This is a genomic window from Lichenicola sp., assembly GCF_965198575.1.
In the GTDB taxonomy this organism is placed as follows: Bacteria; Pseudomonadota; Alphaproteobacteria; order Acetobacterales; family Acetobacteraceae; genus Lichenicola.
Genome location: NZ_OZ240671.1, coordinates 2,750,231 through 2,770,808 on the forward strand (window position 1 = coordinate 2,750,231; position 20,578 = coordinate 2,770,808).

A 20,578-nucleotide genomic window follows, 5' to 3' on the forward strand; every position below is an offset into this window, starting at 1 on the left:
CGATCGCCCGACCACCTGCCAGCGGTAACATTCAGGCCGTGATATCGGTGCCGACCTTGGTGAAGATGCCGGAAACGCTGGTGCCGAGCGTGGTGACGGCGCCGACGATGACGACGGCGATGAGGCCTGCGATGAGCGCGTACTCGAGCGCCGTCACGGCACGCTCGTCACGCTTCAGGTTCCAATAAGCCTTCAGGTATTCGATCATATTCAACTGCTCCGCTGTCCTTGAGTTTTCGACATCAGCCGACTGGCCAGTTTCAGCTTCTAACGCAAACTCGTTTCCTCTCCAACATCATTTGTATCCCCTTATCCATTATATAAATCAATGCCTTGCTGCGTAATTTCATCTTTTGTGCAAAGAATGCTCGGATCGTCTCACGATTGGAACCTGCCAGACTGCCGTCTTAATTTTGCAGCAGATTTACAGACAATACTTGTGTCGAAGCTGTAGCGTTCCTGAGACTGGCAAAATAAGCTGAGCGAATGAACCCAGTCGAGGCGGGCGTGCAATTGTATCAAGGAACAACGCAGCTTCGCCCCGCGGTCGGGCCTGCTCACGGTGCAGAGAGGTGGTTCGCCGCGGGTCGGCCCATTCTCTATCTGTATCTGATTTTCGTTACTCTCTTCGCAGTATTGATGCTTTTGGCCATTCTCGGCTACCGCGCCTATCCGCACGATCCGAACGACTTCGCCGCGTTCGATTCCTTCTCGCGGTTTATTAAAAGATACCCGGCGAGGCTGATCTATGACCAGGGACTGCTCAGGCAATTCCAGGATCTGCCGCACCACAGGTTTTTCGCATTCATGTACCATCCCGGCATGATGCTGCTGCTCTGGCCGCTGGCTTATCTTCCGTATGAGTATGGCTACGTGCTCTGGGTCGGCATCGGTCTCATCGCCTGCAGCTTCGCCGTTGCAGGGCATCGGCATGGCTGGCCGCTTGCAGTGCTCCTCGTCGTCGCGCCATCGACTTTGTGGACGGCCCTCATGGGGCAGAGCAGCCTTCTCGTCGCAGCGCTGCTGGTCGGCGGCATGCTCCTGTCACCCCGGCGTCCGTTGCTGGCCGGCGTGCTGCTCGGGCTTGCAACCTACAAGCCGCAATTCGGAATTCTCGTCCCGGTGGCTCTGATCGCCGCAGGACAGTGGCGGACCGTCGCGTCAGCCACTGTCACCGGGTTGTGCATTGTGATGATCAGCACGCTTGCATTCGGGATCGCGGTGTGGCCGGCCTGGTTCGACCACCTGTCGTCGATCGTCGAGGTCCGTTCGATCCACCGGACGGAATGGGCGCCGATCATGGCGACCGTGACATCCAACCTGGTCAGCGCGGGCGTCGGACGCCGTGTGGCGGATGTGGCGCAGGTCATCGCCTGTCTCGCCGGTATGCTCCTGACCTGGCAGTGCTTCCGCAGGCGCCCCGGATCTCAAGACGTGGAGGGCAGTTTCAGGCTCAAGGTTGCAGCACTCGCCGCCACGACCTTTCTCGTCACGCCGTTCGCCTTCTATTACGACCTGCCGCTGTTCACGTGTTCGATATTGCTGTTCGTCGATGAGCGTCGCCGGGCGAACGGCAGTTTCCTGTTTCGCGAGGTCATGGCGATCGTCGCCGGTCTGATGCTTCCGTGCTTCATCCTGTCGGATGGGCTGCATAGCTGCACCAGTATCGTGATCGCGATCATGCTCGGTACGATCCTGTCCCGGCTCCGGAGTTTGCAACGGGCGCAGGAACACCGCGCTCCTGGGGATTACGCCCAGCTTCCGGACCTGGTCAGGGCGTGACGACATTCGGCAATGCGTGTGCGCCGCCGTGCGCCGCTCGCCTGGTCGGGCCGGCCATGCCTGGAACCCAGACCGCAACGCCGAACGCGTATGCGATCGCGGCGGCCCCGTAGGCCTCGGGCGATGCCGGGACACTGTCGTTGTCCAGCTGCGCGTTGAATCCAGTCCAGGCGGCTTTCACCAGCTGCAGATAGGACTGCCCACGATTGGGATCGGCGGAATGGTAGAGAGCCACCGCCCGATCCCAATTCCCCGTGCGTTGATGCAGCTGACTGAGGATCCCCGCGGCGGCCTGGGCATTGCGTTCGCTGTCGAACGCATCCTGCCATTGCGTGAACAATTCCTGGTGATAAAGCAGATCGATCTGGAAACATCCGAGATCGATCATCCGATTTCCGGTCGCAAGCTGACCCTGCGCATAACGCTCGGCATCATCCACGCTGTTGAAGCGCTGGCCCGGTTCGATGCCGTTGCTGTTCACGCTCCAGCTCCAGCTGCCGCTTTCCACCCGCCCGATCGCTGCCAGCAGGCCTTTCGGAATGCCGGTGCGCAGTTCGGCCGCGCGTGCAGCGTCGCGGCAGGTCGACGCATGGGCAACCATGCCGGACTTGAGCACGATCGCGATCCCGATCAGTGCGATCCGGAACCGCGATCTCGCCGCACTCGACGGCGATGCGGCTGTCCGGCTGCCGCAGCGCCATGCCGGCGATCGATCTGGTTGCACAGTCTGCTCTCGTTCCGGTTCCAGGGTCGTGCTCGGTCGCGACGATGCAAGCAGACGCGAAGACACGCGCGACAGCAATCCGAAATATGCCAGTCTTGTTCTTGAGACTTGCGCCGTTCAAGAACCGAGACCTAAGAGAACAGCCCGGGCAGTTTGGTTGGCGCAATGATTTTCAGGCCGAATACCGCCGTCAGGTTGCGAGCGACGAGCGAACTGCTGCTCATCGATTCCATCGACGAGGAAAGTGCCACTGCGCTGTGCCGACGTTTCGGCAGTGGCGGTCCCGAGGGTATTGCAGAACCGTTCCCGCTGGATGGCTTGCGGGAGAACGTCATCCGATCGCCGAGGCTGACGGCGCCACGCACGAAGATGTCACCGATCAGTGATGCCCTGTGCCGGATCGGCTTGCATGGCTGGGAGCGCAAGACCTTCCGCGATCGCCCACTGCTTGGGGATGTCGACGGCACGGTCTGCAAATGCTGCGGCGAGATCCGCCTGGACGGTCCAAAGAAAGGTCCGCCCGCGTTGGGCTGATCCGCCCGCGGCGGCGCGACGGTCGTGACCGGAGTTTCGCCCCCAGCCGGCCGCGAACGGCCAGGCTGTGTTTTCAGTGGAACTGGCGCACCCGGAAAGACTCGAACTTCCAACCCCCAGATTCGTAGTCTGGTGCTCTATCCAATTGAGCTACGGGTGCCTGGCCGTGGGGGCGGGGTGTAACCGATGGGTTCCGGCTCTGCAAGCCCCGCTGCGAAACAGCTCCGGTCAGTGGCCCAGCACGCGCTCGAACGGGTGCTCGACCGGTCGCACCATCAGGATGTGTGCCCGGCAGCTGGGCGTGCCGTAGGTGCCGTCGATCCGGCTGCCGTCCGCGGCCTGGGTGCCCTCGAACACCATCGGCAGCGGCTTGTGGTTCATGTCGCTCAGCATGAGCTGGGCATGCAGCGTGGCCGGCGCCGGCTTGAGCGTGCCATGCAGGACCAGCACGCCGCCCGACGGGATGAAGGAGATGTTCCTCGACCCGACCAGCAGCCGCGACGGCAACTGGTCGGGGCAGGTGCCCTTGTCGGTGACGAGGGTGCCGGTCCATTCGCCGACCGGATCCGGGGGGCCACTGCCGCCACCGCAGCCGGCGAGGGAGGCCGCCGCCAGCAACGGCAGGAGCACAAGGGCGCGGCGGGCCACGCGGTAGGCCGGACGATTGGTCATGGCTGGTCTCCTCTCCGGCCCGGCGCCGGTCTCTGGCTCTCGACGGACGCGGCCGGTATAGCAAGCCGCAACCGTTTTGCGATCCTGCGCCGCACCCCGTTGCCCCAAGGCCTGACACCATGAGCGAGCTCGAAGCCGTCCTGCACGAGGACCGCATCCTGATCCTGGATTTCGGTAGCCAGGTGACCCAGCTGATCGCCCGGCGGGTGCGCGAGAGCGGCGTCTATTGCGAGATCTGGCCGTTCACCGCCGATCCTGCCCGGATCGCCGGCTTCGGGGCGCGCGGCATCATCCTGTCCGGCGGTCCGTCCAGCGTGCTCGATACCGGCGCGCCGAGGGTCCCGGACGAGGTGTTCGCGCAAGGCGTGCCGGTGCTGGGCATCTGCTACGGCCAGCAGGCGATGTGCGCCCAGCTCGGTGGTGCCGTCGAGACGCACGACGAGCGCGAGTTCGGCCGCGCCTATGTCGAGGTGATCGAGGACAGCGCGCTGCTCCGCGGCGTCTGGCAGCGCGGCTCGCGCGAGCAGGTGTGGATGAGCCACGGCGACCGGGTCACCAGCCTGCCGCCGGGCTTCAAGGCCGTCGCGGTGAGCCAGGGCGCGCCGTTCGCGATCATCGCCGACGAGGGAAGGCGGCTGTACGGCGTGCAGTTCCACCCCGAGGTGGTGCACACGCCGCATGGGGCCGCCCTGCTGCGCAACTTCACCCACGACGTCGCCGGCTGCCGGGGCAACTGGACCATGGCCGGCTTCCGTGACCTCGAGATCGAGCGCATCCGCAAGCAGGTCGGCACCGGCCGGGTGATTTGCGGGCTGTCCGGCGGTGTCGACAGCTCGGTGGCGGCGGTGCTGCTGCACGAGGCGATCGGCGACCAGCTCACCTGCATCTTCGTCGATCACGGCATGCTACGCGCCGGCGAGGCGGAGGAGGTGGTGCGCACCTTCCGCGGCCGCTTCAACATCCGGCTGATCCATCGCGACGCCAGCGACCTGTTCATCGACGCACTGGCCGGCGTGACCGACCCCGAGACCAAGCGCAAGACCATCGGACGGCTGTTCATCGAGGTGTTCGACGAGGAGGCGCAGACGCTGGGCGGTGCGGACTTCCTCGCCCAGGGCACGCTGTATCCGGACGTGATCGAGAGCGTGTCGTTCACCGGCGGTCCGTCGGTGACGATCAAGAGCCACCACAATGTCGGTGGCCTGCCGGCACGGATGCGGATGCAGCTGGTCGAGCCGTTGCGCGAGCTGTTCAAGGACGAGGTGCGGGTGCTCGGGCGCGAGCTCGACATCCCCGAGAGCATCGTCGGCCGGCACCCGTTCCCGGGACCGGGCCTGGCGATCCGCATCCCGGGCGACATCGACCGCGAGAAGCTGGACCTGCTGCGCCGCGTCGACACCATCTTCCTCGAGGAGATCCGCAGCGCCGGGCTGTACGACGCGATCTGGCAGGCGTTCGCAGTGTTGTTGCCGGTGCGTACGGTCGGCGTGATGGGCGACAGCCGCACCTACGACCAGGCGTGCGCGCTGCGTGCGGTGACCAGCACGGATGGCATGACGGCGGAAGTCTATCCCTTCGACATGGCCTTCCTGACCCGCACCGCCGGCCGTATCGTCAACGAGGTCCGCGGCATCAACCGGGTGACGTACGACATCACGTCGAAGCCGCCCGGCACGATCGAGTGGGAGTGACGGGGGAGTATTACGGCGTGGCTATCGACAGCCGTCGATAGCACACGGTCGTAGAAGGATTACGGCTCCTTCCTGAACAGATCCTGGAAGATGAGAGGGCCCCAGACGCCGTCGCGTGCCTGCACCAGCCTGCCACCCTCGTCGAGCTTTCCCAGGCCGACGGGCGCGAACCCGAGTTGTCTTGCCAGGGCGGCTACGTGAGCGACTGCGTCCTCGTCGTCGCTTGATAGAAATACGACCCGGTGCCCGCCCTCGACGACCGGATCGGTCGCCAGCCTGGCTGCACCCAGGTGATTGAACCCTTTGACAAGCCTGGCGCCGGGGAACGCCTTCGCAACGAAAGCGGAGGACGGGAGACCGTCCAGCTCCCCCGGAGATACCAGCGTGTTCATCGCGTCGATGATTGTCTTGCCCTCCCAGCTCGGCAGGGCCTTCGCGATCTCGCGATGCTCCCCGAACGGGACCGCCAGGATGATCGTATCGGCGTCGAGTGCGTCCCGCAGTGTCGTGGGCACGACCTTGGGTCCGATCGCGTGTGCCTGTGGTGCCAAGGCCTCGGGCGGCCGGTGGCTCGCGACGAAGACGTCGATGGTCTTGCGGGCGAAGGCGTGGGCGAGGGCCTGGCCTATCTTGCCGAACCCGATAATCGCATAGCTCATGTTAAGTCTCCGATCCGTGTAGCTATCATTTTTCGGCGTTCAGATGGCCGAGAAGCCGCCATCGACAGACAATTCCACGCCATTCACGAAGCTCGAATCGTCCGAGGCAAGAAACAGGGCGACCGACGCGATTTCCTCAGGGCGACCCATCTTTCCGCGTGGGATCAGGGATTCGAACATCCGCTTCGCCTCCTCGGTAAGAACCTGGTCCTGCATCGGCGTCGCGATCGGACCCGGGCTCAGCACGTTCACCCGGATATTCCTGCCCTTCAATTCGTTGAGCCAGGTGCGCGCGAAAGACCGCAACGCCGCCTTGCTTGCCGCGTACACGCCGTAACCGGGAAATCCTTTCACCGAAGCGACTGATCCGGTCATGAAGATCGACCCGCCGTCGTTGAACAGCGGCAAGGCCTTCTGAACCGTGAACAGCGTGCCGCGTGTATTCAGGTCGAAGGTCGTATCGAAATGCTGCTCGGTGATCTCGCCCAGCGGGACGGCTTCGCCGATGCCGGCGCTCGCATACAGGACGTCGATCCTGCCTTTTTCGCGGCTGACTGTATCGAACAGGCGGTCGAGGTCGTCGAGATTGGCCGCGTCGCCGCGCACGCCGGTCACGTTGCGGCCGATCAGCCGGACGGCCTCGTCCAGCGCCTCCTGTCTCCGGCCGGTGATGAAGACATAGGCGCCCTCCTCGACGAACCGCTTGGCGCTTGCCAGCGCCATTCCGCTCGATCCACCCGTGATGACTGCGATCTTGTTGTCCAGCTTTCCCATGATGTCCTGAGACTCCGTCGTTGGTTGCGCGGGGAGCTCCCCCGAGAACCCCGAGATGGGTCTGCCGGCGTCGGGCGTTGAGTGCCGAGCCGCGCACATCGGTGGTGCGAAATCGATCCGGCTGGAGGTCGGGCGCACGTCGCGGCTCCCGATTTCCGGCATTCGGACCTGCGTCACGCTCACCGATCCGAGCTATACCGCCTTGGGAAAGCGCACCGCACGGTGCAGGATCGCACCATAATGGACACGCCCGATGATCGACTGGGACGACGTTCGCTACTTTCTTGCCGTCGCGCGCGGAGGGTCGGTGCGGGCCGCCGCGGCGCGCCTTGCGGTGAATCATTCGACCGTGCTGCGCCGCATCGCCCAGCTCGAGGAACGCCTGGGCGCACAGATGTTCGAAAAGCTGCCGTCGGGCTACCGGCTGACGGAAGCGGGCGAGGAGGTTCTCGAGCTTGCGAACCAGATGGAAGCGTCGTCGCATCAGCTGGAGACGCGCGTCCTGGGCCGCGACCAGAGCGTGCGCGGGCTGTTGCGGGTGACGTTGGCGCCGACGCTTGCGACACATCTGCTTATGCCGGACTTCGCCGATTTCGCCCGCCTGCATCCGGACATCGAGATGGATATCCTCTCGTCCGGCGATCTGGCGAACCTGACCAACCGGGAGGCCGACGTGGCGATCCGCGTGGTTTACGATCGCAAGACCCTGCCGCTCAATCTTCATGGCCCGAAGGGACCGGAGCTATTCGGCGGGATCTACATGTCCTGCGATCGTCTTGCTGCATGGCGTGGAGGCCTGCCTGGTCCCATCCGGTGGATCGTCATCGGCGTTCACGGCATCCCGGACTGGGCGAGCGAGGGTGAGGTTCGCACCACCGGGGTCCCGTTCAGGACGACGGACGCCCAGGCGCAGATCGTCGCAGCCAGGCAGGGGATCGGGATCACGACACTGCCGTGCTTCGTCGGGGATGCCGACCCCTCGCTGGTGAGGGTGCCCGGCACCGACCTGCACCTGTACGGAACGCTGTGGCTCCTCACACATGGGGAGACACGCAAGACCAAGCGCGTGCGGCTCTTCACGGAGTTCGTATCGCGCAGGCTCGCCGCATACGCGCCACGTCTCGCGGGGCTGTCGATATCGCGTGACTGACGTTCGGCGGGCTGCCGATGGCGCACGTAGGTCCGCAAGTTGCTATGGTTGCGCGCCATCGTTGGACGGGAGCGCTGTTCACCCGAAATCGGTGGAGCGGGACGTCGACTCCCAGGCGGCGATCTCGGCCTGCATCGCCTCGATCTTGGCCTCGACGACCTCGAGCGCGTCGGCGCCGAGAAACAGGCGCACCGGCGGGTTTTCCGCCGCAACGAGTTCGAGAAGTGCCTGTGCAGCCCTTGCGGGATCGCCAGGCTGGTTGCCGCTCTTTGCCTGGCGGGCTGCGCGGATCGGATCCATCACCGTGTCGTAGTCGGCGATGCTGCGTTCGGCGCGCACCATCGAACGCCCCGCCCAGTCGGTCCGGAACTGCCCCGGTGCCAGCGCCGTCACGTGGATGCCGAGATGCTTCACTTCCTTGCCGAGTGCTTCCGAAATGCCTTCGAGCGCGAACTTGCTGCCGCAGTAGGACGTGATGCCCGGCATGGTGATGAAACCGCCCATCGAGGTGACATTGACGATGTGCCCCGAGCGCCGCGTCCGCATGCCCGGCAGCACCGCCTTGATCATCGCCACCGCGCCGAACACGTTCGCGTCGAACTGCCGGCGCATGTCATCGAGCGAGGACTCCTCGAAGATGCCTTCGTGGCCATAGCCGGCATTATTGACAAGAACGTCGACCGAACCGACGTCGCGCTCTGCCTCGGCGACCGCTTGGGGAACGGCGTCGAAGTCCGTGACGTCGAGCAGGATCGCATGGGCGCGCCCGGGAGCGAGTGCCGTGAACGCCGACATGTGAGCGTCGTGCCGGACCGTTCCGATGACGCGATGCCCTGCCGCCAGGGCGCCCTCCGCAAATGCCTTGCCGAGGCCGGAACTGACCCCGGTGATCAGGAAAGTCTTCTGGGTGCTCATCTGTCGCTTCACTCGCGTTCGCTGTATCGTGCACTTATATCTATATCATGATATAGAAAACAGCCAGGGGTTAGTCATCGGGGGGTCGAAGGCAATGGTGGATGGTGCGCCGCAGTCGCTCAGGGAACGCAACCGGCAGAGTGCGCGGGACATGGTGCTCGACGCGGCCGAGCGACTCTTGCAGACGGGTGGGACAGCCGACTTCTCGATGCGCGCGCTTGCAGCGGAGGCCGGTGTCGGCTTCGCGACGCCGTTCAATCATTTCGGCAGCAAGACGGCCATCATGCAGGCGTTGTCCTCACGGATGATCGAACGGATGGCGGCCAGGTTCCAGCACGAGGCGCCGCCAGGCGATGCGATCGAGCGGGTTCTTGCGATGCAACGCATCAGTGTCGGGCTTCTGCTGGAGCAGCCGGAGATCAGCAGGATGGTCGTGGGCTCCCTCGGCCAGGCAGGGGCCGCACCGAGCACGGTTCGTCCGCAGTCCGAAGCCATCTGGTCCCTGGCACTCGGCGCGTGTTCCGGGATCGCCCCCAAGATGGTCCGGCGCGCGCAGGCCGTGCTTCCCCAGCAGCTCGCCTTCCTGTTTCGCGGCTGCGTGTCCTTCTGGATCGCCAGCGAACTGGACGACCACGAGTTCCTGCAGGCGCTCGAAACCGGTGCGTCCACACTCCTCCTGGCCTTCACGACCGTCGGTCGCCAGGCGTATCTGCTTGAACGGATCAGGACGCTTGGAGGGTCGTGAAGCCGGCAGCCCGCTCCGCTATGCCAGCAACTGTGTCGGCACGCCGAGCAGCGGCCCCGCATCGGCCATCCGCCGATCGAGGGTGTGCACCGTTGCACCCTGCTCCGACGCGGTGGCGAGATGCAGCGCGTCGCCGGCGCGCAACGCGATCGCATGCTGGTCGACAAAGCGCGACGCCGTGCGGAAATGGCCGCCCGTCACCGACAGCACGGTGAAGCTTTCCGCGACCAGCGTGTTGAACATCGCCAGCGCTGCGGCTCGTCGTGCCAGCGTGATCTGGCCCGTCCGCAGCTTGATCGCCATCGCCGACGACAGTTCGGTGATCGTCCAGTCGCTGATCAGCAGCTGCGCCGGATCCTGTGCTGCCAGCCACTCCTGCACGCGCGCGGTCGCCGCTTCATTGGACAGCGCAGAGACGATCAGCGACGTCTCCAGATAGAGCATCAAGAGCGATCGTCATCCCGCATGGCCCGGACCAGGTCTGCCGCATTGTCCGAAGCGGGCGGCATGGTGGCGGTCAGGGCCTGGAGCATGCTGCGGTCGATCCGCTTGCGCGGCCGGGCAACAACGGTCAGCCGCGCCACCGGCTTGCCCCGCCGGGTGATGTCGATGGTGTTGCCCGCCTCGACCCGGTCGACGAGTTCGCTCAGGCGCGACTTGGCATCCGCGAGACTGACCGCTTGCATGTCCCGCTCTTGACCATCTGGATAGTCATACAGCGGATTACACGACGGTTTGCCATGATCTATGGCAGCGCGTCCGGCACCGGGATGCCGAGCCGCTGCTGCACGCGCCAGGACCGGTTGCCGGTCACGAACGACCACCAGCCGGCGGCGGCGCCAAAATGGCGCAGTAGCTGGAAGCTGAACGGCTCGATCAGGGCTGCCAGCAGTGCCAGTCCGACCGACAGGCCGGACTGGCCGCCGACCCAACGCCGGTAGAGCCGGAGCGACCAGAGGTGGAAGCTCAGATCCAGCACGATCTTGGCGCCGATGATGCCCAGGATCGGGCCGACCAGCGACAGCCTGCCGGACAGCGCATAGATCAGCAGCAGCACTACGCCGGTCAGGCCGTAGAGCGGCTGGAATGTGTCGATCGCCTTGATCGGCAGCATCGCGGTGCCGGTATGGCCGTAGAGCCGGTTGCCGACCATGTGGCGGTACCACAGATGCGTCTGCAGGAAGCCGCCGAACCAGCGCCGCCGCTGCCGCAGGAACGCGCCCATCGTGCTCGGCGCATCGGTGCGGGCATGCGCGCCGCCGATCACCGCGGTGTGCCAGGCCAGGCCCTGCCGGCCGGCATAGTCGCGCAGCCGGTGGGTGAGCTCGTAATCCTCGACCAGGCAGTCGGGGTCGAACCCGCCGACCGCCAGCAAGGCCCGGCGCCGGTAGCAGGCAAACGCGCCGGAGATCAGCAGCAGCCCGTCGGCCTGCATCCAGGCATAGCGCGAGAGGAAGTTGCGCACGTACTCGTAGGTCTGGAACCACTGCAGCAGGCGGCCCTGCACGGACGGTCCGCACAGCGGCTTCAGCACGCCGGTCGCAGCCACCAGCGCCGGATCCTGTCCGAACGCCCGCCGCATCACGCCGAGTGCCGGCGGATCGAGCAGCGTGTCGGCATCGACCGTCAGCACGAGTTCGGTCTCCACCAGGGCACAGGCGACGTTGAGCGCCTGCGCCTTGCCACCCGGGGGCAGCCGCAACCAGCGCAACGCGGGGTGGGTCGGGCTGGGCGCGCTCACTTCGCCGGGTGACGAGACCAGGCCGTAGCTGCGTTCCAGCAACGCCGCGGTACCGTCGGTGGAGCCGTCATCGGCGATCAGGATGACATCGGCCGGATCGCTCTGCGCGAACAGGGCGGCGAGCGTGATCGGCAGGCTGCCGGCCTCGTTGCGCGCGGCCACGATGATCGTCGCGGAGGGCAGTGGGAGGCCCGAGGCCGGCGGCTCCGCAGCGCGCCGACGCAAGGCCAGCGTCTGCCAGAACACGAAGAGGAGCAGCACCGTGTCGTAGAGGATGTAGGCGATGCCCGCGGACCAGGCGAACACGCCGCCGCCGCCTTCGAGGGCGCGCATCAGCAGCAGCACCCAGAAGGTCAGCACGCAGGCATGGATCAGCCAGCTGGCGACCGGTGTCCCGGGCGGGTTGAAGCGCGGCGAGAGGTCGAGGCGGGCCGATGCCAGGTCACGCGCAATCGAGCCAGAACTCATGGTGTCTCCGGGTGCCGCATCAACGCTGCATGAGATTGGATCGGCCGGGCGGCGACGCTATGCTCGCGAACCTGAGGAATTGTAACCGACATGCAACAGCCCACGGATCGGTATACGCGGACGGCGATGCTGCTGCACTGGCTGGTCGCGGTCCTGATCATCGCCAACCTGGTGCTGATCTGGACGATGAGCCTGGATCCGAAGCCGCTGGTGCGGCCGATGATCAACCTGCACAAGTCGATCGGCCTCACCGTGCTCGGCCTGGTGCTGATCCGTGTGCTCTGGCGGCTGACGCACCGGCCGCCACCGCTGCCGCAAAGCTATCCGGCGATCGAGCGGCGTGGCGCGCATCTGGCTCACCTGGTGCTGTATGTGCTGATCCTGGGACTGCCGATCTCGGGCTACATCCACGACTCCGCCTTCGCCCAGGCGGCCGCCCATCCGCTGCGGCTGTATGGCCTGGTGCCGTTCCCGCGCATCGGGCCGATCATGGCGCTGGATCCGGCGACCAAGCAGCGGGTGCACGATTTCTGGTTCTCCGTGCACGGCTTTCTCGCCTACGGGCTGTATGCGCTGCTGGCGCTGCATGTGCTGGGCGCGCTGAAGCACCAGCTGCTCGACCGGCAGCCTGAACTCGCGCGGATGCTGCCCTGGGGGCGGCGGCCGGTGGCAACGAAGCTGGGCAACGACGGTTAGCGTCCGGTCAGCACCGGAGGATCCCACGCATGTCCCAGTCCCTGTCGCCGCAGATCAACTGGCCCGACGCCTACCGACCGTCGGAAACCGCGGTGCATGTCCGCAACGAGCTGCTGATCGCGGCGCCGGCCGAGCGGATCTGGGCATGGCTGATCCGTGCCCCGCTCTGGCCGACCTGGTACGAGAACAGCCAGGACGTCGCGATCGAGGGCGGCGCGTTCGACCTCTCGCCGGGCGCCCGGTTCAGCTGGAAGACCTTCGGGCTGTCGATCGACTCCGTGGTCGGCGAGTTCGTGCCGAACCAGCGCATCGGGTGGACCGGCATCGGCACCGGCATGGACGTCTATCATGGCTGGGTGATCGCGCCGCGCGATGGCGGCTGCCTGGTGCTGACCGAGGAAAACCAGAACGGCCTGGGTGCGCGGGCACAGAGCGTTCTGGCGCCCAACCGGATGCACAAGCACCACCAGATCTGGCTGGAGAGCCTGCAGGCGAAGGCGTCGCAGGGCATGCCGCCGGCGTCATTGGCCTGAGTCGGAAGGCCCCGGATGCGATTCGGGGCCGTTCGCGCGAGGTCGGGACGGCTGTGGATTACGGGCACAGCTTGGCTAGCGGCTTGATCATGAAGGCCTGCCGGTAACGAGGGCCATGGCACCGGCGCAACGCTCACGCATAAATATGGGGTGCAGACTTCCAATGCGACGCCATATGTAGCGTAATGCCGCTGCGGACGCGCCGGACGAGCGGCGATCTCCGCCACCGGAACATCGGCTCGACCAGTCCCGGCGCGACCATTCAAGGAGAGTACGCATGACCCTGAACGAGGCTGGAGAGACCGCGTCCGCAACGCGAGAGATCGAGGCCGACGGTCAGGGTCAGGAACAGCATCGGAGCCTGCCGCTTCGTGCACAGACGACGCTCGCCGACGCCGGGATGGGCGGCCTCGAGGATGCCTCGCTCGGCGACCTGAACGACGTCGTGCAGATGGAGGGCCGCTACCAGGTCCGCGTCGATCGCTCGCGTGACGCGCTGCTGACCGACTTCGGCAAGGCCACCCTGGATAACCGCTACCTGCTGCCGGGCGAGGGCTACCAGGACCTGTTCGCCCGCGTCGCCAGCTACTACGGCGACGACCACGCGCACGCCCAGCGCCTGTACGACTACATCTCCAAGCACTGGTTCATGCCGGCGACCCCGGTGCTGTCGAACGGCGGCACCTCGCGCGGCCTGCCGATCAGCTGCTTCCTGAACGAGGCGTCCGACAGCCTCGAGGGCATCGTGGGCTTGTGGAACGAGAATGTCTGGCTGGCCTCGAAGGGCGGCGGCATCGGCTCGTACTGGGGCAACCTGCGCTCGATCGGCGAGAATGTCGGGCGCAACGGCAAGACCTCCGGCGTGATCCCGTTCATCCGGGTGATGGACAGCCTGACGCTGGCGATCAGCCAGGGCTCGCTGCGTCGCGGCTCGGCGGCGGTGTATCTGCCGGTCTGGCACCCGGAAGTCGAGGAGTTCATCGAGATGCGCCGCCCGACCGGTGGCGATCCGAACCGCAAGGCGATGAACCTGCATCACGGCATCCTGATCAGCGACGCCTTCATGCGCGCCGTCGATGCCGACGAGGAGTGGGCGCTGGTCAGCCCGAAGGATGGCGCGCACATCCGCAAGGTGTCTGCACGCAACCTGTGGATCCGCATCCTGACCGCGCGGATGGAGCAGGGCGAGCCCTACATCATCTATTCCGACCACGTGAACAACGCGCGTCCGGACCACCACAAGCTGGCCGGGCTCGAGGTGAAGACCTCCAACCTCTGCGCCGAGATCACCCTGCCGACCGGCATCGACCAGTACGGTCAGCAGCGCACTGCGGTGTGCTGCCTGTCGTCGCTGAACCTCGAGACCTGGTTCGACTGGAAGGACCATCCGCTGTTCATCGAGGACATCATGCGGTTCCTCGACAACGTGCTGCAGGACTTCATCGACCGCGCGCCGGACGAGATGGCGAAGGCGAAGTATGCCGCCGCACGCGAGCGGTCGGTGGGCCTCGGCGTGATGGGCTTCCACTCGTTCCTGCAGGCGCAGAACGTTCCGTTCGAGAGCGTCATCGCCAAGGTCTGGAACATGCGGATGTTCAAGCACATCCGCGGCCAGGCGGACGCCGCCTCGCGGATGCTGGCCGAGGAGAAGGGCGCCTGCCCGGACGCCGCCGATTACGGGGTGATGGAGCGCTTCAGCCACAAGCTGGCGATCGCGCCGACGGCCTCGATCTCGATCATCACCGGCGCCACCAGCCCGGGCATCGAGCCGATCGCCGCCAACGTGTTCCTACAGAAGACGCTGTCCGGCAGCTTCAGCGTGCGCAACCGGCACTTGCAGAAACTTCTGGCGGCGAAGGGCTACGACACCGACGAGGTCTGGTCCTCGATCACGCTCACCAAGGGCAGCGTGCAGCATCTCGACTTCCTGACCCAGCAGGAAAAGGACGTGTACAAGACCGCGTTCGAGCTCGACCAGCGCTGGATCATCGAGCATGCCGCGGATCGCACGCCGTTCATTTGCCAGAGCCAGTCGGTCAACCTGTTCCTGCCGGCCGACATCCACAAGCGCGACCTGCACCAGATCCATTTCCTAGCCTGGAAGCGCGGCGTGAAGAGCCTGTACTACTGCCGCAGCCTGTCGATCCAGCGCGCTGACAGCGTTAGCGAGATGCTGAACAAGCCCGACGCACTCGACCAGGATGCGAAGCTGCCGCCGGTGCGGCCGGCCGTGACCAGCACCACCGACTACGAGGAATGCCTCGCCTGCCAGTAGGCGGCGAGGCGGTTGGCGGGTGCGGCGACATCCGCCAGGGCCAGCCGGGCCATTGCCAGCGCGCCGTCGCGTGATCCGGCGGCGCCGACGAACCGGCGCAGATGCACGAACACCGCGTCCGGCACCCCTGTGATCTTGATCAGGTCGTCCGCCTGCAGCCCGGCCCAGGCTTCCGGCAGCGGCAGTTTCTGCGCGAACGAGCCGGGCTCCGGCGGCACCGTGTCCAGCATCCAGTTGCCGTTCGAGGCCGGCGACACGGTGAGCAGCACCGGAAGTTCGTGCGTATGCACGACATTCTTCCACGGCATGCCGCGATCCAGCACCAGCAGGCGCGGATCCTCCGCACTCCGGTGGGCGGCCATCACCGTAGCCTCGGCGGCCAGGCGCGAGCGCATGGTGTCGACGCGCCGGCGCAGCACGGTCTCGGCCAGGCGGGAGGCCTCCATGAAGGCCGCGTCGCCGGCGGTCGGGCCATCGGAGGCGGGATCGTCCCAGGTCGGGTTGAACTCGCCGATCAGGGTGGCGAGGTTGAGGCTGTCGCGACCATCCACCGCCACGCCATTGTCGATCTCGTCAATCCGCCGCACCAGGCCGTGATCGATGTCGGCGGCGATGCGCGGCGCGAATTGCTGGGCCACGTCCGGGGGCAGCAAGGCGGCGACGGCGCGGGCGCCATAGACCTGCCAGACCAGGCCTGCCGACGAGAACGGCGTGCCGTCGGGTCGTGTGGGTGCGCCGCGCTGGTGGTGGTCGAAGCGGTTGGCATCGGCCTCGTAGCGGCTGCCGACGTCCCAGACGATGGTGGCCGCCTCGATGAGACCGGGCGACCTGGTGCGCAACAGCGCGTGGTCGACGCCGGGCTCGTGCAGGCCGAGTGCGAGGCGCAGCACGGCATAGGCGAACACCTCGTCGGCGTGGAACTTGCCGCTATGGGTGGCCAGGATCGGGTGCTGCGAGGTGTCGGTCATGGCGTCCATCGGGAACGGGCGGTCAGGCCCGGACGGGCACCGCGGAAGCCGCTTCTATACACAAGGCGGGCACGGGGCGGCCATCATCCCTCGATCGCCACCACCTGCACCGGCTCGCGGCCGCCGCCCTGCTCGACGGTTTCACCGACACCGGCACCCTGCAGCGCCACCGCCAGCGGCGCCACATAGCTCAGCCGCGCCTGCGCCGGATCGGCCTCGTCCTCGCCGACGATCCGGAATTGGCTGATCGCGCCGCCGCCGCGCCGGATGCTCACCAGCACCCCGAACGCCACCTCCTGCGGCGCGGGCCCGGGTGGCTCCACCAGCTGCGCAGTGGTGTGTCTCGCCTGCCAGTAGCGCAGGTCGCGCAGCAGCCGGGGGCGCGCATCGTCATCGGGTGCGACTTCGGCGAGCTCCGCACGCAACGACGCCAGCGCCGCCTCGATCTGGGCCAGCCCGCTCGGCGTGACGAGGTTCGGGTGCAGGCTGACCGGCCGCTCCGGCAGCATCGCCGCCCTGGCTTCCTCGGCTTCCTCCGACACGAATGCGCGGCTCATCGCTGTGTCTCCTGTTCATGGCGGTCTGCAACGGCGGTGGTGACCCGGGCGTTCGCCACCAACGAGGGGAGACATCCGCATGCCCATGACCATCACGGTGCCAGCGCCCACAGTCCCGGTGCAGGGTGAGGCAGCGGCGTTTCCGGTCCGGCGGATATGGTGCGTCGGCCGCAACTACGCCGAGCACGCCCGCGAGATGGGCAGCGATCCGGACAGGACGCCGCCGTTCTTTTTCGCCAAGCCGGCGGACGCCGTGGTGCCTGGTGGCGGCACGCTGGTCTTCCCGTCCCGGACCAGCTCGCTGCATCACGAAGTCGAGCTCGTGGTGGCGATCGGGGTCGGCGGCGAGGACATCGCGGCGTCGCGGGCGCTCGAACACGTGTACGGCTATGCGGTCGGCCTCGACATGACCCGCCGTGACCTGCAGGCGGAGGCCAAGCGGCTGGGCCAGCCGTGGGCGCTGGCAAAGGGGTTCGACGAGTCCTGCCCGATCGGGGCGATCCTCCCGGCGGCGACCGGTTTCGACCCGACGCGCGGCGCGATCGCCCTGGCGGTGAACGGCACGCAGCGCCAGTCCGGCGACCTGTCCGAGATGATCTGGCCGGTCTCCGAGGCGATCGCGTATCTCTCGCGCTTCGTCGCACTGGCACCGGGAGACCTGATCATGACCGGCACGCCGGCCGGTGTCGGACCGGTGCTGCCCGGCGACATGGTGACCGGCACCTGCGCCGGGCTCGGCGAGATCACCGTCCGCTACGTTGCGCGCAACACGGGAGAGCCCGCATGACCCTGCATGTGCTGACGGGCGCCTCGCGCGGCCTCGGTGCGGCGATGCTGCGCCAGCTGCTGCGCGAGGGTCACCACGTCGTGGCGGCCGCACGTGGTGCCGCACCGGAACTCGGCCCCGGGAGCACCGGGCGGCTGGACTGGACGCGCATCGATCTCGGCGATCCGGCGGCGGCCCGCAGTTGGGTCGTGGACGCGCTGGCCGAGCTGTCATTCGCCGACGAGGCCGCGCTGATCCTGAATGCCGGGATACTGGAGCCGGTGGTGCCGGTGGCGGCTCTGCAGGCCGAAGCGCTCGAGGCGAACATGCGGATCAACCTGGTATCACCGATGCTGGTGACCGCCGGCTTCCTCGAAGCGACCGCGGATCGGGGTGTGAAGCGGCGCGTGCTGGCGATCTCGTCAGGGGCGGCGCGGCGTGGCACCGCGCACTGGAGCGCCTATTGCGCGAGCAAGGCCGGGCTCGACAATTTCGTGCGCGCGTTGAACAGCGAGCAGGCCGGCGAGGCGGATGCGTCGGTTCGTGCCGTGTCGCTTGCGCCTGGCGTGGTGGATACGGCGATGCAGGAGAGTGTCCGGGGCAGCCTCATCCCGGACCGCGCCAGGTTCCAGGCGCTGCATGACGAGGGCCGGCTGACGACACCCGAGGATGCGGCCGCGGCGATCCTGGCCTGTCTTCGGCGGGACGATTTCGGCAGCGTCGAGATCGACGACATCCGCAATCATTGATCAGGCTTGGCGGCTCAACCAGCTAGATGTGGTGGTGCGCAGCAGGGCGTACCACAACATCGAGCAGGACACGGAGAATCCACTGGTCGAGGCAGCGGGTTCCGCGCATAGTCGTTTCATCGAATCGCGGCTGACCCGTAGCCGCCGCCCGGCACCCCCGGGGCCGCTCGAACCAGACACAGGCGGAGAGGGACGACCGGGCGACCGGTGCGACCTGCCCCGCCGACGGAGACCGACATGGACCAGATCGTCACGACCCGCTTCGACCTGCTGACGGCGAACCCGGTCTACAAGCCGTTCCGCTATCCGTGGGCCTACGACGCCTGGCTGACCCAGCAGCGCGTGCATTGGCTGCCGGAAGAGGTGCCGCTCGCCGACGACGTCAAGGACTGGCACCGCAACCTGACGGCCTCGGAACAGAACCTCGTCACGCAGATATTCCGCTTCTTCACGCAGTCGGACGTGGAAGTGAATAACTGTTACATGAAGCACTACAGCCAGGTCTTCAAGCCGACCGAAATCCTGATGATGCTGTCTGCGTTCTCGAATATCGAGACGATTCACATCGCCGCCTACAGCCACCTGCTCGACACCATCGGCATGCCGGAGGCGGAGTATTCCGCGTTCCTCGGCTACAAAGAAATGAAGGACAAGTTCGATTACATGCAGGGGTTCTCGGTCGAGAACAAGCATGAGATCGCGAAGACGCTTGCTGCCTTCGGCGCCTTCACCGAGGGGCTGCAGCTGTTCGCCTCGTTCGCGATCCTGCTGAATTTCCCGCGCTTCAACAAGCTGAAGGGGATGGGGCAGATCGTGTCGTGGTCGGTGCGCGACGAGACGCTGCACTGCCTGTCGGTTATCCGGCTGTTCCGGGTATTCGTGCAGGAAAATCCCGAGATCTGGACCGATGCGCTGCGCACCGAACTTACCGAGATCTGTGCCACGATCGTGCATCACGAGGACGCCTTCATCGATCTCGCCTTCGAGCTCGGTCCGGTGGAAGGTCTCGATGCGGCCCAGGTCAAGACCTATATCCGCTTCATCGCCGATCGCCGGCTGATGCAGCTGGGTCTCGATCCGCTCTACAACATCGAGAGCAATCCGCTGCCTTGGCTGGACGACATGCTGAACGCCGTCGAGCACGCCAACTTCTTCGAGAACCGCTCGACCGAATACAGCCGCGCTTCGACCAGCGGCACCTGGGAGGAGGCGTTCTCCTCCTCGATCGGCGCCGACTGGGCGGAAGAGACCGCAGTGCCGGCATGACGCGTCACGTCTGAACAGTCCCACCCTGACGCGGCGTCGTCCGCTTTCGTCCTGACGATCTCCTGCGCAGATGCGCCGGGGATCGTCGCCGCTGCCAGCGCCTGCCTGTTCGAGAGTGGCGGGAACATCCTGGACGCGCAGCAGTTCAACGACCTCGAGGGCGGCCGTTTCTTCATGCGCATCGTCTTCGCGGCGGGTCACCGCACGGGAATGTCGGTGGCGGCGCTGCGCCGCGGCTTTGCAACAGTTGCCGACCGCTTCTCGATGCAATGGAGCTTGCGTCGGCAATCCGACCGGCGGCGGGTGATGATCCTCGTCTCGAAGCCGGACCACTGCCTCAACGACCTGCTCTATCGATGGCGAAACGGTGAGCTGCAGATGGATATCGCAGCGATCGTCTCCAACCATTCACGCGAGACATATGGGCTCGAGAATTTTGACGACATCCCGTTCCACAGCCTGGGCAACGAAGACGGTCGCGACAGCAGGGAACGGCAGGAAGCCGAGATATGGCGGTTGGTTCAGGAGACCAGCGCAGACCTCGTCGTACTGGCGCGCTACATGCAGATCCTGTCGGAAGAATTGGTGGCGAGGCTCTCCGGCCGCTGCATCAACATCCATCACTCGTTCCTCCCAGGCTTCAAGGGAGCACGGCCCTATCACCAGGCGCATGCGGCCGGTGTGAAGCTGATCGGCGCCACCGCCCATTTCGTCACCGCGGCTCTCGACGAGGGTCCGATCATCGAACAGGATGTCGAACGGATCTCGCATCGCGACACGCCCGACGACCTGGTGCGCAAGGGCCGTGACATCGAGCGTCGCGTTCTTGCCCGTGCCGTGCACATCTTTCTCGACGACCGTGTGCTGCTCAACGGCCGAACGACCATCGTCTTCTCCTGATCTGCCGGCGGCT

Annotated in this window: 23 protein-coding genes and 1 tRNA gene; 12 read left to right on the top strand and 12 right to left on the bottom strand. The window is 66.1% G+C overall.

The window, feature by feature from the left end; genetic code table 11:
- Positions 1-31 precede the first annotated feature (31 nt).
- Positions 32-208 (bottom strand): Flp family type IVb pilin, encoded by a 177-nt coding sequence (locus ACOEQ2_RS12435; protein ID WP_419728292.1) that lies wholly within the window; start codon positions 206-208, stop codon positions 32-34.
- A 278-nt stretch (positions 209-486) separates the two neighbouring features.
- Between ACOEQ2_RS12435 and ACOEQ2_RS12440 the strand changes: the two genes are divergently transcribed.
- Entirely contained in the window at positions 487-1,782 is a 1,296-nt protein-coding gene (locus ACOEQ2_RS12440; protein ID WP_419728293.1) for a glycosyltransferase family 87 protein, read from the top strand.
- Here ACOEQ2_RS12440 and ACOEQ2_RS12445 read toward each other — a convergent pair.
- Positions 1,772-2,398 carry a transglycosylase SLT domain-containing protein gene (locus tag ACOEQ2_RS12445; RefSeq protein WP_419728294.1) on the bottom strand — a complete coding sequence of 209 codons (627 nt, stop codon included), beginning with the start codon at positions 2,396-2,398 and terminating at the stop codon, positions 1,772-1,774. The two genes, ACOEQ2_RS12440 and ACOEQ2_RS12445, sit on opposite strands and share 11 nt — an antisense overlap.
- Positions 2,399-2,671: 273 nt before the next feature.
- On the opposite strand from ACOEQ2_RS12445, the gene ACOEQ2_RS12450 reads away from it, so the two are divergent.
- On the top strand, positions 2,672-3,040 hold the full coding sequence (locus tag ACOEQ2_RS12450; RefSeq protein ID WP_419728295.1) for a hypothetical protein: 369 nt from the start codon (positions 2,672-2,674) through the stop codon (positions 3,038-3,040).
- Positions 3,041-3,123: 83 nt separating this feature from the next.
- Here the strand turns inward: ACOEQ2_RS12450 and ACOEQ2_RS12455 are convergent.
- Both ACOEQ2_RS12455 and ACOEQ2_RS12460 read right to left on the bottom strand, forming a co-directional pair.
- A tRNA-Arg gene (locus ACOEQ2_RS12455) sits at positions 3,124-3,200 on the bottom strand.
- A 68-nt stretch (positions 3,201-3,268) separates the two neighbouring features.
- Positions 3,269-3,712, bottom strand: a complete 444-nt coding sequence (locus tag ACOEQ2_RS12460) for a hypothetical protein (protein WP_419728296.1) — start codon at positions 3,710-3,712, stop codon at positions 3,269-3,271.
- 119 nt (positions 3,713-3,831) lie between these two features.
- Between ACOEQ2_RS12460 and guaA the strand changes: the two genes are divergently transcribed.
- The gene (guaA, locus tag ACOEQ2_RS12465) at positions 3,832-5,403 is read left to right on the top strand and encodes a glutamine-hydrolyzing GMP synthase (RefSeq protein ID WP_419728297.1); all 1,572 of its coding nucleotides are present in this window, start codon (positions 3,832-3,834) and stop codon (positions 5,401-5,403) included.
- Positions 5,404-5,462: 59 nt separating this feature from the next.
- Here guaA and ACOEQ2_RS12470 read toward each other — a convergent pair whose 3' ends face one another.
- Positions 5,463-6,062: an NADPH-dependent F420 reductase gene (locus ACOEQ2_RS12470; RefSeq protein WP_419728298.1), complete on the bottom strand. Its 600-nt coding sequence runs from the start codon at positions 6,060-6,062 to the stop codon at positions 5,463-5,465.
- 39 nt (positions 6,063-6,101) lie between these two features.
- On the bottom strand, positions 6,102-6,836 hold the full coding sequence (locus ACOEQ2_RS12475; RefSeq protein ID WP_419731214.1) for an SDR family NAD(P)-dependent oxidoreductase: 735 nt from the start codon (positions 6,834-6,836) through the stop codon (positions 6,102-6,104).
- Between the two features lie 253 nt (positions 6,837-7,089).
- On the opposite strand from ACOEQ2_RS12475, the gene ACOEQ2_RS12480 reads away from it, so the two are divergent.
- Positions 7,090-7,986 (top strand): LysR family transcriptional regulator, encoded by an 897-nt coding sequence (locus ACOEQ2_RS12480; protein WP_419728299.1) that lies wholly within the window; start codon positions 7,090-7,092, stop codon positions 7,984-7,986.
- A gap of 78 nt (positions 7,987-8,064) precedes the next feature.
- Here ACOEQ2_RS12480 and ACOEQ2_RS12485 read toward each other — a convergent pair whose 3' ends face one another.
- Positions 8,065-8,901: an oxidoreductase gene (locus ACOEQ2_RS12485; protein ID WP_419728300.1), complete on the bottom strand. Its 837-nt coding sequence runs from the start codon at positions 8,899-8,901 to the stop codon at positions 8,065-8,067.
- Between ACOEQ2_RS12485 and ACOEQ2_RS12490 the strand changes: the two genes are divergently transcribed.
- Positions 8,873-9,646, top strand: a complete 774-nt coding sequence (locus tag ACOEQ2_RS12490; RefSeq protein WP_419728301.1) for a TetR/AcrR family transcriptional regulator — start codon at positions 8,873-8,875, stop codon at positions 9,644-9,646. The genes ACOEQ2_RS12485 and ACOEQ2_RS12490 overlap by 29 nt on opposite strands.
- An 18-nt stretch (positions 9,647-9,664) precedes the next feature.
- On the opposite strand, the gene ACOEQ2_RS12495 is transcribed toward ACOEQ2_RS12490, so the two are convergent.
- Genes ACOEQ2_RS12495 through ACOEQ2_RS12505 form a run of 3 tightly spaced genes read right to left on the bottom strand, consistent with a single transcriptional unit; the run spans position 9,665 to position 11,855 of the window.
- Positions 9,665-10,090 (bottom strand): type II toxin-antitoxin system VapC family toxin, encoded by a 426-nt coding sequence (locus tag ACOEQ2_RS12495; protein ID WP_419731215.1) that lies wholly within the window; start codon positions 10,088-10,090, stop codon positions 9,665-9,667.
- Positions 10,090-10,332 carry a type II toxin-antitoxin system Phd/YefM family antitoxin gene (locus ACOEQ2_RS12500; RefSeq protein ID WP_419728302.1) on the bottom strand — a complete coding sequence of 81 codons (243 nt, stop codon included), beginning with the start codon at positions 10,330-10,332 and terminating at the stop codon, positions 10,090-10,092. Before ACOEQ2_RS12500 ends, ACOEQ2_RS12495 begins: the two co-directional genes overlap by 1 nt.
- Before the next feature lie 59 nt (positions 10,333-10,391).
- Complete coding sequence (locus ACOEQ2_RS12505) at positions 10,392-11,855, bottom strand: glycosyltransferase family 2 protein (RefSeq protein WP_419728303.1); 1,464 nt, start codon at positions 11,853-11,855, stop codon at positions 10,392-10,394.
- A 90-nt stretch (positions 11,856-11,945) separates the two neighbouring features.
- Here ACOEQ2_RS12505 and ACOEQ2_RS12510 point away from each other — a divergent pair, with 90 nt between their 5' ends.
- The 3 genes from ACOEQ2_RS12510 (at position 11,946) to ACOEQ2_RS12520 (ending at position 15,359) form a co-directional block, all read left to right on the top strand.
- The gene (locus tag ACOEQ2_RS12510; RefSeq protein WP_419728304.1) at positions 11,946-12,551 is read left to right on the top strand and encodes a cytochrome b; all 606 of its coding nucleotides are present in this window, start codon (positions 11,946-11,948) and stop codon (positions 12,549-12,551) included.
- A 29-nt stretch (positions 12,552-12,580) separates the two neighbouring features.
- On the top strand, positions 12,581-13,084 hold the full coding sequence (locus ACOEQ2_RS12515) for an SRPBCC domain-containing protein (protein ID WP_419728305.1): 504 nt from the start codon (positions 12,581-12,583) through the stop codon (positions 13,082-13,084).
- 400 nt (positions 13,085-13,484) lie between these two features.
- On the top strand, positions 13,485-15,359 hold the full coding sequence (locus ACOEQ2_RS12520; RefSeq protein WP_419731216.1) for a ribonucleoside-diphosphate reductase subunit alpha: 1,875 nt from the start codon (positions 13,485-13,487) through the stop codon (positions 15,357-15,359).
- Here the strand turns inward: ACOEQ2_RS12520 and ACOEQ2_RS12525 are convergent.
- Together ACOEQ2_RS12525 and ACOEQ2_RS12530 are read right to left on the bottom strand one after the other, a co-directional pair.
- Positions 15,332-16,327, bottom strand: coding sequence for an MYG1 family protein (locus tag ACOEQ2_RS12525; RefSeq protein WP_419728306.1), 996 nt, complete (start codon positions 16,325-16,327; stop codon positions 15,332-15,334). The two genes, ACOEQ2_RS12520 and ACOEQ2_RS12525, sit on opposite strands and share 28 nt — an antisense overlap.
- An 83-nt stretch (positions 16,328-16,410) precedes the next feature.
- Positions 16,411-16,884 (bottom strand): GreA/GreB family elongation factor, encoded by a 474-nt coding sequence (locus ACOEQ2_RS12530; protein ID WP_419728307.1) that lies wholly within the window; start codon positions 16,882-16,884, stop codon positions 16,411-16,413.
- A gap of 79 nt (positions 16,885-16,963) precedes the next feature.
- Here ACOEQ2_RS12530 and ACOEQ2_RS12535 point away from each other — a divergent pair, with 79 nt between their 5' ends.
- The 4 genes from ACOEQ2_RS12535 (at position 16,964) to purU (ending at position 20,565) form a co-directional block, all read left to right on the top strand.
- Positions 16,964-17,671, top strand: coding sequence for a fumarylacetoacetate hydrolase family protein (locus ACOEQ2_RS12535; protein WP_419728308.1), 708 nt, complete (start codon positions 16,964-16,966; stop codon positions 17,669-17,671).
- Positions 17,668-18,399 carry an SDR family NAD(P)-dependent oxidoreductase gene (locus ACOEQ2_RS12540; protein ID WP_419728309.1) on the top strand — a complete coding sequence of 244 codons (732 nt, stop codon included), beginning with the start codon at positions 17,668-17,670 and terminating at the stop codon, positions 18,397-18,399. Before ACOEQ2_RS12535 ends, ACOEQ2_RS12540 begins: the two co-directional genes overlap by 4 nt.
- Before the next feature lie 237 nt (positions 18,400-18,636).
- A complete protein-coding gene (locus ACOEQ2_RS12545) occupies positions 18,637-19,665 on the top strand; it encodes a ribonucleotide-diphosphate reductase subunit beta (protein ID WP_419728310.1) in 1,029 nt (342 codons plus the stop codon).
- 51 nt (positions 19,666-19,716) lie between these two features.
- A complete protein-coding gene (purU, locus tag ACOEQ2_RS12550) occupies positions 19,717-20,565 on the top strand; it encodes a formyltetrahydrofolate deformylase (protein WP_419731217.1) in 849 nt (282 codons plus the stop codon).
- The last annotated feature ends 13 nt before the right edge of the window (positions 20,566-20,578 follow it).

What these genes read in the sequence shown, in the direction of transcription:
- ACOEQ2_RS12435 (WP_419728292.1), bottom strand. Translation starts at nt 208, where the DNA reads ATGATCGAATACCTGAAGGCTTATTGGAACCTGAAGCGTGACGAGCGT.
- ACOEQ2_RS12440 (WP_419728293.1), top strand. Translation starts at nt 487, where the DNA reads ATGAACCCAGTCGAGGCGGGCGTGCAATTGTATCAAGGAACAACGCAG.
- ACOEQ2_RS12450 (WP_419728295.1), top strand. Translation starts at nt 2,672, where the DNA reads ATGATTTTCAGGCCGAATACCGCCGTCAGGTTGCGAGCGACGAGCGAA.
- ACOEQ2_RS12460 (WP_419728296.1), bottom strand. Translation starts at nt 3,712, where the DNA reads ATGACCAATCGTCCGGCCTACCGCGTGGCCCGCCGCGCCCTTGTGCTC.
- guaA (WP_419728297.1), top strand. Translation starts at nt 3,832, where the DNA reads ATGAGCGAGCTCGAAGCCGTCCTGCACGAGGACCGCATCCTGATCCTG.
- ACOEQ2_RS12470 (WP_419728298.1), bottom strand. Translation starts at nt 6,062, where the DNA reads ATGAGCTATGCGATTATCGGGTTCGGCAAGATAGGCCAGGCCCTCGCC.
- ACOEQ2_RS12475 (WP_419731214.1), bottom strand. Translation starts at nt 6,836, where the DNA reads ATGGGAAAGCTGGACAACAAGATCGCAGTCATCACGGGTGGATCGAGC.
- ACOEQ2_RS12480 (WP_419728299.1), top strand. Translation starts at nt 7,090, where the DNA reads ATGATCGACTGGGACGACGTTCGCTACTTTCTTGCCGTCGCGCGCGGA.
- ACOEQ2_RS12485 (WP_419728300.1), bottom strand. Translation starts at nt 8,901, where the DNA reads ATGAGCACCCAGAAGACTTTCCTGATCACCGGGGTCAGTTCCGGCCTC.
- ACOEQ2_RS12495 (WP_419731215.1), bottom strand. Translation starts at nt 10,090, where the DNA reads ATGCTCTATCTGGAGACGTCGCTGATCGTCTCTGCGCTGTCCAATGAA.
- ACOEQ2_RS12500 (WP_419728302.1), bottom strand. Translation starts at nt 10,332, where the DNA reads ATGCAAGCGGTCAGTCTCGCGGATGCCAAGTCGCGCCTGAGCGAACTC.
- ACOEQ2_RS12505 (WP_419728303.1), bottom strand. Translation starts at nt 11,855, where the DNA reads ATGAGTTCTGGCTCGATTGCGCGTGACCTGGCATCGGCCCGCCTCGAC.
- ACOEQ2_RS12510 (WP_419728304.1), top strand. Translation starts at nt 11,946, where the DNA reads ATGCAACAGCCCACGGATCGGTATACGCGGACGGCGATGCTGCTGCAC.
- ACOEQ2_RS12515 (WP_419728305.1), top strand. Translation starts at nt 12,581, where the DNA reads ATGTCCCAGTCCCTGTCGCCGCAGATCAACTGGCCCGACGCCTACCGA.
- ACOEQ2_RS12520 (WP_419731216.1), top strand. Translation starts at nt 13,485, where the DNA reads ATGGGCGGCCTCGAGGATGCCTCGCTCGGCGACCTGAACGACGTCGTG.
- ACOEQ2_RS12525 (WP_419728306.1), bottom strand. Translation starts at nt 16,327, where the DNA reads ATGACCGACACCTCGCAGCACCCGATCCTGGCCACCCATAGCGGCAAG.
- ACOEQ2_RS12530 (WP_419728307.1), bottom strand. Translation starts at nt 16,884, where the DNA reads ATGAGCCGCGCATTCGTGTCGGAGGAAGCCGAGGAAGCCAGGGCGGCG.
- ACOEQ2_RS12535 (WP_419728308.1), top strand. Translation starts at nt 16,964, where the DNA reads ATGCCCATGACCATCACGGTGCCAGCGCCCACAGTCCCGGTGCAGGGT.
- ACOEQ2_RS12540 (WP_419728309.1), top strand. Translation starts at nt 17,668, where the DNA reads ATGACCCTGCATGTGCTGACGGGCGCCTCGCGCGGCCTCGGTGCGGCG.
- ACOEQ2_RS12545 (WP_419728310.1), top strand. Translation starts at nt 18,637, where the DNA reads ATGGACCAGATCGTCACGACCCGCTTCGACCTGCTGACGGCGAACCCG.